This is a genomic window from Streptococcus sp. F2 (assembly GCF_056500955.1).
The window spans coordinates 1-17,833 of sequence record NZ_JBWKAI010000016.1 but is presented as its reverse complement, the minus strand read 5'-3'; the positions used below and the strand labels follow the sequence as shown (position 1 = coordinate 17,833).

General features: G+C 40.6%; 15 protein-coding genes. 8 read left to right on the top strand and 7 right to left on the bottom strand.

Annotated features, from left to right (window positions below):
* Window positions 1-32 precede the first annotated feature (32 nt).
* Genes ACYTR8_RS06170 through ACYTR8_RS06150 form a run of 5 tightly spaced genes read right to left on the bottom strand, consistent with a single transcriptional unit; the run spans window position 33 to window position 6,397 of the window.
* Window positions 33-3,239, bottom strand: a complete 3,207-nt coding sequence (locus ACYTR8_RS06170; protein WP_479641864.1) for a polysaccharide lyase 8 family protein — start codon at window positions 3,237-3,239, stop codon at window positions 33-35.
* Between the two features lie 24 nt (window positions 3,240-3,263).
* Window positions 3,264-3,902 carry a bifunctional 4-hydroxy-2-oxoglutarate aldolase/2-dehydro-3-deoxy-phosphogluconate aldolase gene (locus ACYTR8_RS06165; RefSeq protein ID WP_111715897.1) on the bottom strand — a complete coding sequence of 213 codons (639 nt, stop codon included), beginning with the start codon at window positions 3,900-3,902 and terminating at the stop codon, window positions 3,264-3,266.
* Window positions 3,903-3,906: 4 nt separating this feature from the next.
* Complete coding sequence (locus tag ACYTR8_RS06160) at window positions 3,907-4,908, bottom strand: sugar kinase (RefSeq protein WP_479641863.1); 1,002 nt, start codon at window positions 4,906-4,908, stop codon at window positions 3,907-3,909.
* A 28-nt stretch (window positions 4,909-4,936) separates the two neighbouring features.
* Window positions 4,937-5,578 (bottom strand): RpiB/LacA/LacB family sugar-phosphate isomerase, encoded by a 642-nt coding sequence (locus tag ACYTR8_RS06155; protein WP_003060429.1) that lies wholly within the window; start codon window positions 5,576-5,578, stop codon window positions 4,937-4,939.
* A 24-nt stretch (window positions 5,579-5,602) separates the two neighbouring features.
* Window positions 5,603-6,397 carry a gluconate 5-dehydrogenase gene (locus ACYTR8_RS06150; RefSeq protein WP_002985475.1) on the bottom strand — a complete coding sequence of 265 codons (795 nt, stop codon included), beginning with the start codon at window positions 6,395-6,397 and terminating at the stop codon, window positions 5,603-5,605.
* 335 nt (window positions 6,398-6,732) lie between these two features.
* Here ACYTR8_RS06150 and ACYTR8_RS06145 point away from each other — a divergent pair, with 335 nt between their 5' ends.
* The 8 genes from ACYTR8_RS06145 (at window position 6,733) to ACYTR8_RS06110 (ending at window position 14,115) form a co-directional block, all read left to right on the top strand.
* Window positions 6,733-7,170, top strand: a complete 438-nt coding sequence (locus tag ACYTR8_RS06145) for a PTS sugar transporter subunit IIA domain-containing protein (protein ID WP_479641862.1) — start codon at window positions 6,733-6,735, stop codon at window positions 7,168-7,170.
* Window positions 7,170-8,369: a glycoside hydrolase family 88 protein gene (locus ACYTR8_RS06140; protein ID WP_111715892.1), complete on the top strand. Its 1,200-nt coding sequence runs from the start codon at window positions 7,170-7,172 to the stop codon at window positions 8,367-8,369. Before ACYTR8_RS06145 ends, ACYTR8_RS06140 begins: the two co-directional genes overlap by 1 nt.
* A gap of 35 nt (window positions 8,370-8,404) precedes the next feature.
* A complete protein-coding gene (locus tag ACYTR8_RS06135; RefSeq protein ID WP_003050046.1) occupies window positions 8,405-8,893 on the top strand; it encodes a PTS sugar transporter subunit IIB in 489 nt (162 codons plus the stop codon).
* 18 nt (window positions 8,894-8,911) lie between these two features.
* A complete protein-coding gene (locus ACYTR8_RS06130; protein WP_479641861.1) occupies window positions 8,912-9,694 on the top strand; it encodes a PTS mannose/fructose/sorbose/N-acetylgalactosamine transporter subunit IIC in 783 nt (260 codons plus the stop codon).
* Complete coding sequence (locus ACYTR8_RS06125) at window positions 9,681-10,502, top strand: PTS system mannose/fructose/sorbose family transporter subunit IID (RefSeq protein WP_269760837.1); 822 nt, start codon at window positions 9,681-9,683, stop codon at window positions 10,500-10,502. Before ACYTR8_RS06130 ends, ACYTR8_RS06125 begins: the two co-directional genes overlap by 14 nt.
* A gap of 86 nt (window positions 10,503-10,588) precedes the next feature.
* Window positions 10,589-12,496, top strand: coding sequence for a heparinase II/III family protein (locus ACYTR8_RS06120; protein WP_479641860.1), 1,908 nt, complete (start codon window positions 10,589-10,591; stop codon window positions 12,494-12,496).
* 63 nt (window positions 12,497-12,559) lie between these two features.
* Entirely contained in the window at window positions 12,560-13,555 is a 996-nt protein-coding gene (locus ACYTR8_RS06115) for a LacI family DNA-binding transcriptional regulator (protein ID WP_443597013.1), read from the top strand.
* Between the two features lie 143 nt (window positions 13,556-13,698).
* Window positions 13,699-14,115 (top strand): hypothetical protein, encoded by a 417-nt coding sequence (locus tag ACYTR8_RS06110; RefSeq protein ID WP_443597015.1) that lies wholly within the window; start codon window positions 13,699-13,701, stop codon window positions 14,113-14,115.
* 54 nt (window positions 14,116-14,169) lie between these two features.
* On the opposite strand, the gene ACYTR8_RS06105 is transcribed toward ACYTR8_RS06110, so the two are convergent.
* Both ACYTR8_RS06105 and ACYTR8_RS06100 read right to left on the bottom strand, forming a co-directional pair.
* A complete protein-coding gene (locus tag ACYTR8_RS06105; protein WP_218655211.1) occupies window positions 14,170-16,851 on the bottom strand; it encodes a cation-translocating P-type ATPase in 2,682 nt (893 codons plus the stop codon).
* A gap of 328 nt (window positions 16,852-17,179) precedes the next feature.
* Complete coding sequence (locus ACYTR8_RS06100; protein ID WP_111715875.1) at window positions 17,180-17,587, bottom strand: YwiB family protein; 408 nt, start codon at window positions 17,585-17,587, stop codon at window positions 17,180-17,182.
* Between the last annotated feature and the right edge of the window lie 246 nt (window positions 17,588-17,833).

Here is a 17,833-nt window from a genome sequence, read left to right as displayed (position 1 = left end):
ACCCAAGTCGATATGACTTGGGTTTTTCTTTTTTAATCGCTAGGTAATAAGTCCTTGGAAAGCAATTTAAAGACGTTTCCAACTTTCTGGTAAAGGTACAAACCAGCTTTTTCAAGTGTTAATTGATCATTAATTCTTTGAAGACCATCATGATAGTTGACGACTGTCCAGAGGTCTTGTTTGTGATCATGAAGAATTTGAAGGTCACTATCGTTACGCACAACCTCGATAGATGCTTCTGAGCGAGCCTTGTCAAAGTCTTCTTGACTGACATTTGGCAATAAGGTGTAAGCATAGGTATCATTAGCTTGCTGATGCCTTTGGCTAATGGTTATAAAGGTTTGTGTGACTAACTCTTTATTTGTTGACCCTTTGTTAATATCAGACCAGCGTCCTGACTGTTCTTGTCGTGAGAACACTAAGGTTGTCGGTTTATCAAAGAGATAGCCGATATTATTCTTGCCATCTTGAGACAATAACAAGACACTTGTGACATGATCTTTTTCAAGGGTGTCATTTGTCAGGCTGACTTCTTGACCATTGACCAATAGACGATAAGGATTTTCTGGATTATCCTTTCGCTGATCAATGGTTGTGCTAACCGCCTGATCTTTGGTGCTATTGATACCAGCTCCTAAGAAGACGATACGGTCATCGAAAATCCCCCAAGCTTTCTTGGCACTGACCGTCCGATCCCAATTCTGAAAATCCATAGCAGCCAAGGCTGTTTTGTCATCCCCTTTGATAGCCCCCACAAATGAAGTTGGGAGGGTGGACATGCCAGCTTTTTCCTTAGCTTTTTCTTTATACTTATCTGTTAGTTTTTTCAAATAGTCATCTGTAACATCTTCTCGGTTGCCTTCAGCCTCTGTTGTGCCTGGCATTTTTAGAGGATTAACAGTTGGCCAATACTTGTCCGAATAATGGGTCAAATCATGATTATAAAGGTAGAACATGCCATCACCTGTGTACCAACCACGTATATTTTCATTATTCATGGCTTCAAAATTAAGGGTCCTATTAGAATGCATGGATAAGGCAAAGCCAAAATCTTTGTCAGTATGGTAATAGGCTAATTTATCCATATTCTGAAACACAGAGAGGTTGGTTGACATCGGTATGGGCTTAATAACCTCATTAGCAAGAACCTGTTCAAACAAATTGATGTCATAGTAGCTAGATAAGCTACTCAACATCGTTTCTTTATCATGGAAAGCCAAAATCGACTTTAATTGACCTTGAATCCTATTCTTGTTTGCCTCAGGCAAGACTTGCGATAACCTTAGAATACCACGTAAAGCTTCTAACGCTGCCATCCTTGACGAAGCATTTTCACGACTGATAGAGCGACCACGACTCATGTCCATTAATTCGCCATGAATCAGCAATGGGAAGAAGGATTTTTCAATCCAGTGCTCTATAACCTCTAATTTTTGTGCGTTTAAGGCCATCGGTGATGCCTGAATCAGCGGGATTAATTGTGACAAGCCATCTATAAGGACGTTCCCGTATGCTCCGGTATAAGCCACATTGGTATGGTCAATGTAAGAGCCGTCTTTATAGAAACCTTCTCCTTTTGAACCATACTTTTGAAACTCAAAGAGTGAATCTAGAGCTTCAATACTTCCTTTCAATTTTGCATCATCTTGCATCAGCAAGGCCTCAATGATTTTCACACGTCCCATGTCCACAAGATTCCCGCCAATGGCCTTAAAAGGATTGACCAAGGTTGAACGAAACTGTTTTGGATTCGGAACAAAATGAGAAATGCTCTTGGTCTGCGCTTTAATGTCGTCTTGGGAAAAATAAGGATAAAGTAACGTCAGCGTATTAACAATGGCTCTCGGGGTCCCAATTTCGTAGTCCCACCAGTTAGCATTGCCTTCGATATCCTTCTGAGGATTATAGTAGTTAAGGTGTAGCCAGGCCAATTTGTCTTTGATTAACCTGATTAAAGTTGTATCTTGATAGTACTTCGAAGCTGGGCTATTGACCTGTTTTGCCATTTCTTCCAAACGTCTGTAAGTCGCAGTCATATGAGATGACTTCCCAAAATCCTTTAAATCTTCCCACAAGTAGGCTTCCTTTTGGTTATTGACAAGACTGTTGAGGTTTTTGGTCACACTGTCATCTAGTTTTTGGTTTAATGCCTGCATAGCAGGGTTCGATGCGTTATAGGAATCTGCCCCCAGAATCATTTGACGCCATTGAGAAATCAAAGCGGTCATTTCACTGTCATCTTTACCTGTTACTTCAAGAGGCAGATCAGCTATTTTTTGACCTTCTTTGGTAAACACTTCTAGCAGCGTGTGCCCTTCTTGCAAAGGTTCTACAGTACCATTATCGATACGCACAATTTGGTTTGCCCCAGCGGCTACCTGATAGATATAGTCAGGTATGGCAAGGAGATGCTTTTTAGACAAAGACAAAGCAATTCGCTCTTCCAATGAATGAGTAACCTCCTTGATAGCACCACTAGGTTTGTCACCCGCTTCTCTTAAGGAAATGTTATCAAAAATCACTTGACCTTGACCAGTTTCGTAAAAGAGCTCTAGTTTAATCTGGTTAACCTTTAATTTAGGGACATAAAGCTTTTCTTGATGTTTCTTCATGGTTCCTGTCGCCATTGGAGAGAGCCACAGACGTTGTTGTTTAGGAGTGCGATCTTTTTGTGTGGTCTCCTCAATAATACGCACAAAGGCTTGCCCTGTCTTGTCCTTTGTTTCAATATCAAAAGAAACCAAGTATTGTTTTTCAGGATTAATAGTAACCGTCTGATGAACACACCCCCTTAACTTCTTGCCTGCTTCATTGGTCATGGTCAATTGCTGTTCAGAGGCATCAATTTGAGGACTACCAACTGTTTGCTTACTATCTTTATAAACTTGCCAACCCTCAGCTGCTTCTTTAGACCAGCCCTTGTCTTTGTCTGTTGAAGTCGTTGAAGCTGGACTAGTTTGATCAAATTGAGGGTTCTTCAGGAGATTTTCACCAGTTAAAGTGACTTGACTCTCGAGATCTAGGGCTACTTCTTTTTCTGTTGTTGTCACCGCTCCATCATTTTGAGATGTCACTTGGTGAGAAAGATCTGTAATTTGTTGCGGTGGCTCTATGTCCTGTGACGTTGGTAAGGCAGTTGTCCCAGATGCATCTTCGTCTGCTAAAACCGTTGGCGACCATAGCAAGCAGGCTAATAGAATGCTAGAACAAATGTAGGGATAGTATTTTCTGTGTTTCATTTGACACCTTCTTCATTTTTGAAGTTAATAATCCTTTGTTAACTTAACGTATGCTGCTGCTCTTTGGGTGATGGTCTCAAATCGCCCTTGACTGGCCAAGCGGTTAAAATCACCACCAATTCCTAGCACTTGTGCCCCAGCAGCCAACCAATCTGTGAGGTTACCTTCGTTGACACCACCTGTCACCATGACCTCTACCTGAGGCAAAGGAGATTTGATTGCCTGGATAAAGGACATGCCAACTGTAGAACCAGGGAAAAGTTTCACCATATCAACACCTGATTCCAGAGCAGTTACCACTTCTGTAACGGTCATACAGCCTGGTAAATAAGGAACACCATAGCGATGACAAAGTCTTGCCACTGACTGATTAAAATGAGGCCCAACAATAAATTGAGCACCAGCTAAAATAGCTTGGCGAGCGGTAATATCATCCAAGATTGTTCCAGCACCAATTAAAACCTCAGTATCTAATTTGAAGCGTTCAGCCAATTGACCGATAACCTCACTGGCAAAGGGGTTAGTATAGGTGACTTCAATTGTCTTAATGCCACCTTCAATACTGGCCAGACTGCAAGCTAAAGCTTCCTCGCTAGACTGTCCTCGTACAACTAGGACAAGCCGATTAGCCTTAAGTTTGGTTAAGATTTCTATTTTTCCCATATCATCACCTCTGGACATCTCGTTGATTAGCTAAGACTGCTTCTACTTGTTGGACCCTGTGATAGAGCTGATCTTCAGCTACTGTACATTTTAGGCTAGCTGTTGCCACAGCAAAATCAAGGTTGCGCTGCTTTTCGTTACCTTCTAACAACTGATAAAGCAAACCTGCCACAAAAGCATCTCCACTTCCAACCCGTTGCAAGACTGGGGTCGTCACTTCACAGGATTCGTAAAACTGCCCATCATAGGCATAAGCCTTGAAATGATTACTGCCTTGGGCATCATTTGAACGCTCCGTATGGTAAATAGCTTGTAACTGATAGCGCTGATAAAGTCCTGCCAGACGTTCTCTAATCGTCGTAGTATTTGCTTTTTTTCTATCAAACATGTCAAAATCGTCACTGTCTAACAGCAAAGGTTCCATGCCAAAAATAATATCCGCGTATTGAGCAAAGTGAGAAAAGAGTCGTTTAGCATCAGCTACCGTAATCATACTAGATCTAAAGTTAAGGTCAAAGGAAATACAAATATCCCTTTTCTTAGCTTCTCTCGCTAGTATCTCAATCAGATCCTGAGTTTTTTTACCCAACGCCAAACTGATTCCACTAAAATGAAAGTGACTAATGCCTTCAAAAATGGCAGCTAAATCAAGACTGTCTTTATCTAAGGCCGAAAAGCTAGAGCCACAGCGGTCATAATAAACCTGACTAGCCCGACAGCCAAAGCCATTTTCAAGGTAATACAACCCAACACGGTTGCCTTGCCAAGCCGTCAAGGTCATATCCACACTGCTTTGCTTCAAAAACTGATGAAAAGCGTGACCAACAGGATTATCTGGTAGGGCCGTAAATAGCCTTGCTTCTAAGCCAAAACCGCCTAGAGTTCTTGCAATATTAACTTCTGAACCGCCGAAAAAAAGCTGAGCGTCGCAGGCATTGGTCAAAGGCTGAAACTGATTGGGGCTAACGCGAATCAGCGGTTCACCAACCAATAATAACTTAGACATGTGACCTCCTTTCCTCGTCAAAATGGAATTACTGTTCAAGTACTGATTTCAAATAAGTGACTAATTCTGACGGCTCCGCATTGGCAAAGAAGTACTCTTGGAAATGAGCGCCAGAAATCGTTTCTTTGAGGAAATCTTGGTCGATGTCTTTGACAATCGCCAACAAATCTCTGTAAGTAATTTTTTTCAAATCACTTAAAATACGTGCATTCCGCTGTTCGGGAATAGCTCGCTCTTTAGGGTAACCGCCACCCATTGGTTCTGCAAAGAGGCGTTCAAATATTAAGGTCAAATTCAACTCTGCTCCCCAACCAAAACCTTTGGCAAAAGGAATGGACAAGGCATTACCACCATTGATTTGAGAAAAGAGATAAGCTTCTGTTGGCTCACTCGCAAAACCACAGGTAACCCCTGGGAAACTGTTCAAGGCCAACATAGCTCCCACACCTGTTCCACAACCAGTCACCACAAAATCGGCCGCCTTAGTGGTCAATAAAATAGAAGCTAAGAGTCCATTTTGAACATAGGTCAACTGACTTTCGCCTTCTGTGCCATACATGCCATAGTTAAAGACTTGATAGCCGTGTTTATCTGTCACTGAGGTAAGGGCATCGTAAATAATACCATTTTTAGCCGCTTGGCTATTTTCATTAATTAATGCAATTTTCATATAAAATCTCTTTCTAGTGTGTGATTAAGGTTGTTTTCCAATATAAGCTAAAATGCCACCGTCGACATAAAGGATATGGCCGTTCACAAAATTACTGGCATCGCTAGCTAGAAAAACAGCTGGACCAGCTAAGTCTTCTGTTGTCCCCCAACGTGCTGCTGGTGTTTTAGCAATGATAAATTGATCAAAAGGATGACGACTACCATCTGCTTGTCGCTCTCTCAACGGAGCTGTTTGTGGTGTCGCAATGTAGCCAGGACCAATCCCATTACATTGAATGTTGGCTTCTCCAAACTCAGAGGCTATATTTTTGGTTAACATTTTCAAGCCACCTTTAGCCGCCGCGTAGGCACTAACTGTTTCACGACCCAATTCACTCATCATAGAACAGATATTTATAATTTTACCATGTCCTTTTGCAATCATCGATGGCAAAACTGCTTTTGACACAATAAATGGTGCATTTAAATCAATATCAATGACTTGACGAAAATCTTCTGCGGCCATTTCAAGCATCGGCGTACGTCTAATAATACCTGCATTGTTGACCAGAATATCAATAACACCTACTTCATCTTCAATTTGACTAACCATCTGTTGGATACCAGCTTCATCAGTCACGTCACAAACATAGCCATGTGCTTCTATCCCTAACTCTCGATAGGCAGCCAACCCCTTATCAACTAACTCTTGTTTGATGTCATTAAACACAATAGTTGCACCCGCTTGAGCATAGGCTTTGGCAATTTCAAAACCAATACCGTAGGATGCTCCGGTAATCAAGGCAATCTTACCTTGTAACGAAAACATATTTTCCATAGGATTCTCCTTTTTGTTATTAGATTAAGTAAACCTGTTTACCAAGACTATAACAAAGTAAACTAGTTTTGTCAATCATTTTAATGAAAACGGTTCAAAAATTTAAAAGAGTGCTCTTATCCAAACTGTCATTCTTGTTTAGTCTTATCCTATACTTAATAGCTATTAAGACTTTTCTACATTAAATAGTGACAAAAAAGTCCATTTTTGATTCTTTTTTAGCACAACTGCTCACTTTTTCTTTTTCAAAAATCTTTTAAAAAAAGTATTGACAAAGAATTTTGAAAGCGCTACAATGTTTTTAAGTAAACCGGTAAACCAAAAGGAGTTTTATCATGATTGCTATTATTGTTATGGGACATGGACACTTTGCAAGTGGGATTGTCTCGTCCCTAGAGTTAATTGCAGGACAACAAGAGAAGGTAACTGCAATTGATTTTACTGCTGAGATGACCGCCGCTGATGTGCAGGACCAATTATCTCGTGCTTTAATCCCAGAAGAGGAAACCTTAGTTCTTTGTGACCTTCTAGGAGGTACCCCTTTTAAAGTCGCTGCAACCTTAATGGAATCTCTTCCAAACACGACGTGTAATGTTCTTTCTGGCCTTAACTTAGCCATGCTGATTGAAGCTAGTTTTGCAAGACAAACAGCAGCTTCTTTTGACGACTTGGTCTCAGGACTTATAACATGCTCTAAAGAAGGCATTGTTGACTGGAAAACTCTTTCTCAGCAAGAAGACGGTACGACAAACGATGAGTTAGGAGGCATTTAATGACACGATCTTTAAAAACCATTGCTCTTGAACCTATCAAGCAGCCTGAACGATTTACCAAAGAAGATTTCCTAAGCCAAGAAGACATTACTCAGGCCCTTGACTTAGCCCTCAAACAAGTTCAACTTAATATGGACTACTTCAAAGAGGATTTTCCAACGCCAGCTACCAAAGATAACCAATACGCCATTATGGACAACACGGAATGGACCAATGCCTTTTGGACTGGCTGCCTCTGGTTAGCTTACGAATACAGTGGAGATGATGCCATTAAAGCTCTGGCTCAAGCAAATGACCTTTCTTTCCTAGATCGAGTAACAAGAGACATTGAGCTAGATCACCATGATTTGGGCTTTCTTTACACCCCTTCTTGCATGGCTGAGTGGAAACTTTTAAAAACACCTGAGGCTAGAGAAGCGGCTTTGAAAGCGGCCGACAAATTAGTCCAACGCTATCAAGACAAAGGCGGCTTTATTCAGGCCTGGGGAGAACTGGGGAAAAAAGAAGATTACCGTTTAATCATTGATTGTCTCCTAAACATCCAATTACTCTTTTTTGCTAGCCAAGAAACTGGGGACAACCGTTACCGTGACATGGCGATCAACCATTTCTACGCCTCAGCCAATCATGTCATCCGAGATGACGCCTCTGCTTACCATACCTTCTACTTTGATCCAGAAACAGGGGATCCTGTTAAAGGGGTAACCCGACAAGGTTATAGCGATGATTCGGCTTGGGCCAGAGGGCAAGCTTGGGGCATTTATGGCATTCCTTTGACCTATCGTTTCCTAAAAGAACCTGAACTCATTCAACTCTTCAAGGGCATGACCCATTATTTCTTGAACCGTCTTCCTAAAGACCAGGTTTCCTACTGGGATTTAATTTTTGGAGATGGAAGTGGACAGTCTCGTGATAGTTCAGCAACCGCCATCGCCGTATGTGGTATCCACGAAATGTTAAAAACCTTACCAGACAGTGATCCTGATAAAAAAACATATGAAGCTGCCATGCACAGCATGCTAAGAGCCTTGATTAAGGATTATGCTAACAAAGATCTCAAGCCTGGTGCTCCTCTACTGCTTCACGGAGTCTATTCTTGGCACTCTGGAAAAGGGGTGGATGAAGGAAATATCTGGGGAGACTATTACTACCTTGAAGCTCTACTTCGTTTCTACAAAGACTGGAACCCTTACTGGTAACAAACACCGATAATCATATTTAAAAAGGAGATTTTATGACACAACCAAACATTATCATGACGCGAGTTGATGAGCGCTTGATTCACGGACAGGGGCAATTATGGGTCAAATTCCTCAACTGCAACACTGTTATCGTCGCTAACGATGCGGTTTCTGAAGATAAGATTCAACAATCCCTCATGAAAACAGTTATCCCATCCAGTATTGCCATTCGTTTTTTCTCCATTCAAAAAGTGATTGACATCATTCATAAAGCAAGTCCTGCTCAAAGTATCTTCATCGTGGTCAAAGATTTGCAAGATGCCAAACGCCTAGTTGAAGGGGGTGTTCCCATCACAGAAATCAATATCGGTAATATTCATAAAACTGATGATAAGGTTGCGATTACCCAGTTTATTTCGCTGGGAGAAACAGACAAGTCTGCTATTCGTTGCCTAGCCCATGACCACCAAGTGGTTTTTAACACCAAAACAACTCCAGCTGGCAATAGCGCCTCTGACGTTGACATCTTAGATTATATTTAATGAATAAAGGAGATTGATATGGATATCAATTTGTTACAGGCACTTTTAATTGGTCTTTGGACAGCCTTTTGTTTCAGCGGAATGTTACTTGGCATCTACACCAACCGTTGTATTATTCTGTCTTTTGGTGTAGGAATTATCTTAGGTGACTTGCCAACTGCACTTAGCATGGGAGCTATCTCCGAATTAGCTTATATGGGATTTGGAGTGGGTGCCGGTGGTACCGTTCCTCCTAATCCTATCGGCCCTGGTATCTTTGGTACCTTGATGGCTATTACCAGTGCTGGTAAAGTCACCCCAGAAGCGGCACTAGCCTTATCAACACCAATCGCAGTTGCCATCCAATTCCTTCAAACATTCGCCTATACAGCTTTTGCTGGCGCTCCCGAAACCGCTAAAAAACAATTGCAAAAAGGCAATATTAGAGGCTTCAAATTCGCTGCCAACGGCACTATCTGGGCTTTCGCTTTTATGGGATTAGGACTTGGTTTATTAGGTGCCTTGTCAATGGATACTCTCCTTCACTTGGCTGATTATATCCCACCTGTCTTGCTCAATGGATTGACTGTCGCTGGTAAAATGTTACCTGCTATCGGATTTGCCATGATCTTATCTGTTATGGCCAAGAAAGAATTGATTCCTTTTGTACTAATTGGTTATGTTTGTGCAGCCTACCTCCAAATTCCAACCATTGGTATCGCTATTATTGGTATCATTTTCGCCTTGAATGAATTTTACAACAAACCTAAACAAGTCGATGCAACAACTGTCCAAGGAGGCCAACAAGATGACTGGATCTAATAAATTAACCAAGAAAGATTACCTCAAAACAGCTCTGAGAGCTTTCTTCCTACAAAATGGGTTTAATTACAGTAATTACCAAGGTATCGGATACGCCAATGTCATCTATCCTGCCTTGAAAAAACATTTTGGCAGTGATGAAAAGGGCTTATATCAAGCTTTAGAAGATAACTGTGAGTTTTACAATACTAACCCTCACTTCCTTCCTTTCATCACCAGTCTGCACTTGGTCATGTTAGAAAATAATCGCCCTGAAGAAGAAACCCGAAACATCAAAATGGCACTTATGGGGCCTTTAGCTGGTATCGGTGACTCCTTATCACAATTTTGCTTGGCGCCACTCTTTTCAACGATTGCAGCTTCCTTAGCTAGTGATGGTCTGGTTTTGGGACCAATCCTCTTCTTCCTAGCCATGAATATTATCCTAACCGCTATTAAAATCGGTTCTGGACTCTATGGCTACAAGGTCGGCACAAGCTTTATTGATAAATTAAGTGAACAAATGGCAGTTGTGTCGCGCATGGCAAATATTGTCGGCGTTACCGTTATCGCTGGACTAGCAGCTACTTCTGTTAAAATTACTGTTCCCATTACTTTTGCCGCTGGCAAGGTGGATGCGGCCAATGCAGCACAAAAATTTGTGACAATCCAAGGGATGCTTGATAAAATTGCTCCTGCCCTTCTCCCAGCTCTCTTTACCCTTCTAATGTACTACCTCATTAAAAACAAAAAATGGACAACCTACAAATTGGTTCTCCTCACTGTTCTTATCGGTATTATCGGTAGCTGGTTAGGTATTTTAGCTTAATGGTTCACAGAGACCTGTTATGAGCATAGGGAAATAGTTCCTAAGCACATGATGAGGTCTCTTTTCTTTTGGAAAGGAAACGTCCTATGTCTCTTGCTTTCGCACGCTTTAAAGAAACAGTCAATCCAGACTTTTGCAAGAATTACCTGCTAGACTATCAGGCTAACAGCTATGCTGATCAAAAAAGGATAGCTGACCTACTCTTAACCAATACCTTCTTATTTGAAGATAATTGGGATATGGAGCCCTGCCACATCCCTTACCACTTAGATCCCATTACTTGGCAGGAGGCTGTCACAGATGATCCTGAGTGGAATTTTATGTTAAATCGACAGACCTATCTCCAAAAATTAATCCTCGTCTACCTTGTTGAAAGAGATGAACGGTATCTCTTAACAGCTAAAGGTTTCATTCTCAATTGGATTGAATCAGCTATTCCTTTAGACCCTAAGGGGTTAGCTACTAGAACCTTAGATACTGGCATCCGTTGTTTTGCTTGGGTCAAATGTTTGATTTACCTTAATCTTTTTAACGCCTTAACCAAACAAGAGGAAAGCCTCATCCTAGCTTCTTTGGAAAAACAACTTCAATTTCTCCATGCCAACTACCTTGATAAATACAGCCTCAGCAATTGGGGAATCTTGCAAACCACTGCGATTTTATTAGCTGATGCCTACTTTGGTTCCGACCTTGATATTGCTGCAGCAACAGCTTTCGCTAGAAAAGAATTGACACAACAAATCGCACTACAAATTCTCGAAGACGGCAGTCAATTTGAACAATCAACCATGTATCATGTGGAAGTACTCAAAGCCCTTCTGGAATTAACTGCTCTAGTCCCTGATTATCTTCCACAGCTTAGACCTACTTTGCTTGCCATGAGTGATTATCTCCTCAAAATGACTGGTCCTGACCACAAACAGATCCCCTTGGGAGACAGTGACTTTACCGATACCAGAGATATTCTAACGCTAGCAGCCACTATCCTTGAAGAACCACACTTAAAAGCTGCTGCTTTTCCCACACTTGATATCGATAGTCTTATCCTTCTAGGAGAAAAAGGTGTCCACACTTTTGAACAGTTACCCGTCCAAACCTTACCAACTTTTGCGCATCACTTTGAACATTCCGGGCATATTACCATCAATCAAGAAAATTATTATCTTTTTTTCAAAAATGGACCCATCGGTAGTTCCCATACCCATAGCGACCAAAATAGTCTCTGTCTCTATTATAAAGGACAACCACTTTTCTGTGATGCTGGGCGATACACTTACAAAGAAGAACCATTACGCTATGCCCTAAAAAGCGCCAGCCATCATTCTACCGCCTTCTTAGAAGAACAATTACCTGAGCAGATTGATAGCTCCTGGGCTTACCTTTCTTACCCCAAATCCAATTATTGTCATCTTCGACAAAATGGACACGTTTACTTTATTGAAGGTAGCTACCAGACGCAATTCTCTGATAGGAACAACTACCAACATGACCGACAAATTCTCATCTTACCACCAGGAATTTTTCTTATCATTGATACGATGCAGGCTCAAGGCAACTACTGTCTTGTCAGTCAATTTATTCTTGATAATCACTTAGAAGTAAAGACAGATCACCTTAGTGACCTCAGACTAATCAGTGACTGCCCTTTCACTATCGAAGAAACGATTTTGTCAAAAAAATACAACCAATACCTGACTAGTCACAAACTCATCAAACGAAAACTCTTTAAAGATAAGGGTTACACCAGTACCCTGTTAGTCCCTGACGATACCAAAGTTACTCCCTTAACACCACTTCAAACAGGCAAACGTAACCCAATTGAGACCGCTCTTGCTTGGCATTTAAAAGGAAAGCAGTTTGACTACAGTATCTGCGTTCTCCAAGAGGACTTAGTTAAAAGAGAAAAACTGGTTCTCCTAAATGGTCATAAAATTAGAGGAAAGGTGGTTGTTATCAACCATATCACGAATGAGATTATTCGATTGAAACACTAAATCTTTTACGAGTCCTTATGTTATAATATGACTAACCATTACGAAATTAAAGGAGTGTATGCAATGCAGCGCAAAGTAACCATTAAAGATATTGCTGAATTGGCTAAAACTTCCAAAACGACAGTTTCCTTTTACTTGAACGGTAAATTTGACAAGATGTCAGAAGAAACTAAAAATCGCATTAAAAGCACGATTGAAGCTACCAACTATAAACCAAGCATTGCTGCCAGAAGTCTAAACGCCAAATCTACCAAACTCATTGGCGTGGTTATTGGTGATATTACCAATAGTTTTTCCAATCAAATTGTTAAGGGAATTGAAAGCAAAGCCCAGGAATTTGGTTACCAAATTATCATCGGAAACAGCAACTACAACCCTTCTCGCGAAGATGAACTCATTGAAAAGATGCTGAACCTCGGAGTGGATGGCTTTATCATTCAACCTACTTCTAATTTCAGGAAATATTCTCGCATTATCGATATTAAGAAGAAAAAGGTGGTCTTTTTTGATAGCCAGCTTTACGAACATCGCACAAACTGGGTCAAAACCAATAATTATGATGCGGTTTACGATACTATTCAACAATGTATCAACAAGGGTTACCAACATTTCATCATGATTACTGGTAATCCTAATCTCTTGAGCACACGTATTGAGCGAGCTTCAGGCTTTATTGATGTCTTAGAAGCTAACCATCTAACGTATCAACAAATGATTATCGATGAAAATCAAACCTCTTCAGAAGCAATCGCTCAATTTTTACAGACTTCTTTAAAGAATCAAAGTTTGATTTTTGTCCCTAACTGCTGGGCTCTGCCCAAGGTTTTTACAGCTATGAAAGCCCTAAATATCAATCTACCAGAAACTGGTTTAGTAGGGTTTGATAACACCGAGTGGACCAAATTCTCCTCTCCAAGTTTAACCACTATTATTCAACCAGCTTATGAAGAAGGAGAGCAAGCAACCAAGATTTTAATTGATGATATTGAGGGTCATAGTAAAGAAGCGAAACAACAGATTTTCGACTGTCAAGTTAACTGGCAAGAATCAACCTTCTAATACCCTTTTGCCACTCATTAAGCGAACTTACTGAAAAGCAACAAATAGATTGAGATTATCTGTTGTCGCTCTTCTTAAACATGATAAAAAAAGTAACTGCCATTAAAGTATCCAGTAAAAATGACATTCAGAAGAGGTTTATCATGACAATCACCATTATTTCTAAGTTATCCTTTCTCAACTCACTAGAAGACAAAGTGATTTTTATCAATAAAAATTATCTGACCACTGTTCCTAATCATAGTTCCATAACCCTCTCACTTCCCAAGAAAACTAATGGCTCAGAAACTTATTCTTTATCCTGCAATCGGCTAGGTCTCCCCGCTATTAAAGTTGAAGACGGAGACACCATTTTTATTGTCAATAATCCTTACTTTAAGATTGCTATTATCGTGGTTTTACTCTGCTTTTTCGTTGTGATATTCCTAACGTTTTCAAAGACTCAATTGCCTCCTCTTTACCAAAAATATGCTCTGCTACTCAATGCTTGTTTCATTGGAATACCTAATCTAATCCCTCGTTACCGTTTGATCAAAAAAGACCCCAATCTGCACTCTTAACTAGTCAACCACAAAAAAGGTTTGAGACAATTGTCTCAAACCTTTTAGCGTCTATTAAATTGCTTTTTCATCTTGACCAAGTGATCGCTGAACAGCTTTGACAAGCTCAACAAGAACTACCATCAAGAGACTTCCAATAACAACGACTAACCATTGTGTGATTGTCAAGTGTGTCACGTGGAAGAATTTATTAAATCCAGGCACAACAACAGTTGACATTAAGGCCACAAATGCTACTGGAATAGAATAGTTGAATAATTTATTTTTGAACAATCCAACAGTAAAGATGGATTGGTAAACAGATTTCACGTTGTAGGCATGTACCAACTGAATCAAACCGAGGGTCACATAAGCCATGGTCAAAGCATCTGCATGGACATCATGATAGCTTGTGTGTTCTGGGAACATCAAGGCAAAACCATAAACCCCAAGAACCAGCATGGTTTGGAAGGCACCTTGGTAAAGAATGGCTTCCTTCACACCACCATCGAAGAAGCTTGATTTACGTCCACGAGGTTTATGTTTCATCACACCTGGTTCAGCAGGTTCAACACCTAAGGCAATAGCTGGTAGCGTATCTGTTACCAAGTTAATCCAAAGCAAGTGAACCGGTTGAAGGACATCCCAACCAAACAAGGTTGCAAGGAAGATGGTAAAGACTTCAGCCATGTTTGCAGAAAGCAAGTATTGAATTGTTTTTTGAATGTTTGAGAAGACCTTACGTCCTTCTTCAACAGCTACAATAATGGTTGCAAAGTTATCATCGGCAAGAACCATGTCAGAAGCCCCTTTAGAAACCTCTGTACCCGTAATTCCCATTCCAATACCAATATCTGCCGTTTTAAGAGATGGTGCATCGTTAACCCCATCACCAGTCATGGCAACAACTTTACCTTCATTTTGCCAAGCCTTAACGATACGAACTTTATGCTCAGGAGATACACGGGCATACACGGAGTATTGTTTAAAGACTTTTTGGAACTCTTCATCTGATAATTCGTTGAGTTCAGCACCTGTAAAGACATGATCAACGCCGTCTTCTTCGATAATACCAAGACGTTTGGCAATGGCTTCTGCCGTATCTTGATGGTCACCAGTAATCATGATTGGACGAATGCCAGCTTCCTTAGCTACTTTAACAGCCTGTGCTGCTTCAGGGCGCTCAGGGTCAATCATTCCTACTAAACCAGAGAAGACAAGATTAGCCTCAACAACTTCTGTTTCTAGTGTTGGAAGAGCATCAGAATATTTGTAAGCCATCATCAAGACACGAAGGGCTTGTTTAGCAAGACTCTTATTGGTATCAAGAATGGCTTGTTTATCGGCGTCAGTAATAGGACGAATTTGCCCATTTTCTTCAATCTGGGTCACACGCTTCAACAATTGGTCTGGCGCACCTTTAACAGCGATGAAATATTTGCCATCAGCTTGTTTATGAATGGTTGACATCAACTTACGGTCAGAATCAAATGGTAATTCTGCCACGCGCGGTTCTGCCACCATAGCCTCACGTACGTCAAAATTGTGGTCTAACCCAAACTGTACCAAAGCTGTTTCTGTTGGGTCACCAATTAACTTCCCTGAAGGATCAACTTTAGTATCATTAGCAAAGTTCATCACACGGAGGGTATTATTGTCAAAGGCAATATCAGCTGATGAACTTTGAAGTGCCCCGTTGGTATAAACTTTTTCTACGGTCATTTGGTTCATTGTCAAGGTACCCGTTTTATCGGAAGCAATGATTTCAGTTGATCCTAGCGTTTCAACAGCTGGTAATTTACGGATAATGGCGTTACGTTTAGCAAGTACTTGAGTCCCAAGAGAAAGCACAACAGTAACAATCGCAGGAAGTCCCTCTGGAATCGCTGCAACAGCAAGTGCAACGGAAGTCATCAAGCCTTCAAGCGGGTGTTGCCCACGCAAGAATACTCCAACAGCAAAAGTCACTGCTGCAATCACAAGAATCGCATAAGTCAAAATCTTAGAAAGGTTGTCAAGGTTTTGCTTCAATGGTGTATCTGTTTCATCAGCATTAGCAAGCATACCAGCAATATGCCCAACCTCTGTATACATTCCAGTGTTGGTAACAACTCCCATTCCGCGACCGTATGTCACGTTTGAGTTTTGATATCCCATGTTGACACGGTCACCAATACCTGCATCTTCCGAAACAGCTGTTGATAAATCTTTCTCAACCGGTACAGATTCTCCAGTAAGAGCTGCTTCCTCGATTTTTAAAGAGTTAACTTCCAACAAGCGCATATCAGCAGGGACAACATCTCCTGCTTCTAGCAAGACAATATCTCCAGGAACCAATTCTTTAGAATCCACTTCGATCACGTGGCCATCACGGCGAATACGAGCCAGTGGACTTGACATTGATTTCAAAGCTTCAATAGCAGCTTCGGCTTGTCCCTCTTGGTAAACACCAAAAGCGGCATTTAGGATAACAACGGCCAAGATAATGATGGCATCTGTCAAGCCTTCCATCCCCTCTGTAAGAACTGAAAGAAGGGCAGCTACAATCAAGATAATAATCATCAAATCTTTGAATTGATCAAGGAATTTCATGAATAAACTTCGTTTTTCGCCTTCATCAAGCTCATTACGTCCATATTCTGCTAAGCGTTCTTTTGCTTGGGCAGACGTAAGGCCTTCGCGACTGGTCTCTAATTGAGCCAGTACGGTCTCTTCACTTTGCGTATAAAACGCTTCATGTCTTTGTTCTTTAGACAAATTAGTACCCCCTTGGTCTTTTTATCCCATGTTCAAATAAAAAGACCTGTTTATTTTTCTTAAACAAGTCTCGCTGTTTCAGATTGTACCGGAAATCGAAATTCCGTATTGACGATACAATCACGGCTAACCGTCTGCTACTCCCTTGATATAATAATTATTATAGTAAAAATATCAACGAAAAACAAGAAAAAAACACTAAAAAATAGAGAAAAAACCAAAAATCATCAGATGATTTTTGGTTTTATTTGTTGTTTTTTATTATATTTTAACTTTTTTGGTGTTATTTAGGGACTTTTATAACTTTTTTATCTGATGATTTTTTTGATTACTCGTCATCAGTCTCAGGAAAGGTCCAACTTAACTCCAGTTGATAACTGGCAAAAGATGCTTCTGTATGAGCTTGTAATAAGTCATAATGAAGAGCCAACTGTTGACTCTCATGATCCAATTGGTAATGTCTGGTATCTGTCAAAAACTGTTGAATCCCCATCGGGGTAGGTAAGGCAATCAAGACCTTTTTACCTGCAAAAAATTTCATGATGGACTGAGGGGTCGAAAAACGGCTCATGGTTAATTCGTTCTCATTGTACTTGATAACAACTTTCTCTTTCTCATCGTTTTGATAAATCAGGTATTGGTAATCACCTTTTTGTCGCCATTCAGCATCGTGAACTTCATGGATGATTTCTGTGTCATCCCCAAATCGAATATGATTCCTTATCTGTAATTTCATGACTTCTCTTTCTGTTCTAGTCTCGTCTGTCTATTCTATCGAACTATTCCCGTTGTTGTTTATCCCAATTATGATAAGGGTTTGCTGAACAGTAAAAAGAAAAATCGCCACGATAAAGTAGCGATTTTTCTCTTTTATGAGCCTCAAAAAACGTCAAAGCGTTATAATAGTTAGTGCAAATATCTCTATTAACGAGGTCTCACTATGCACATTATAACACAACTCAATCTCTTTGAAGACCAAGAA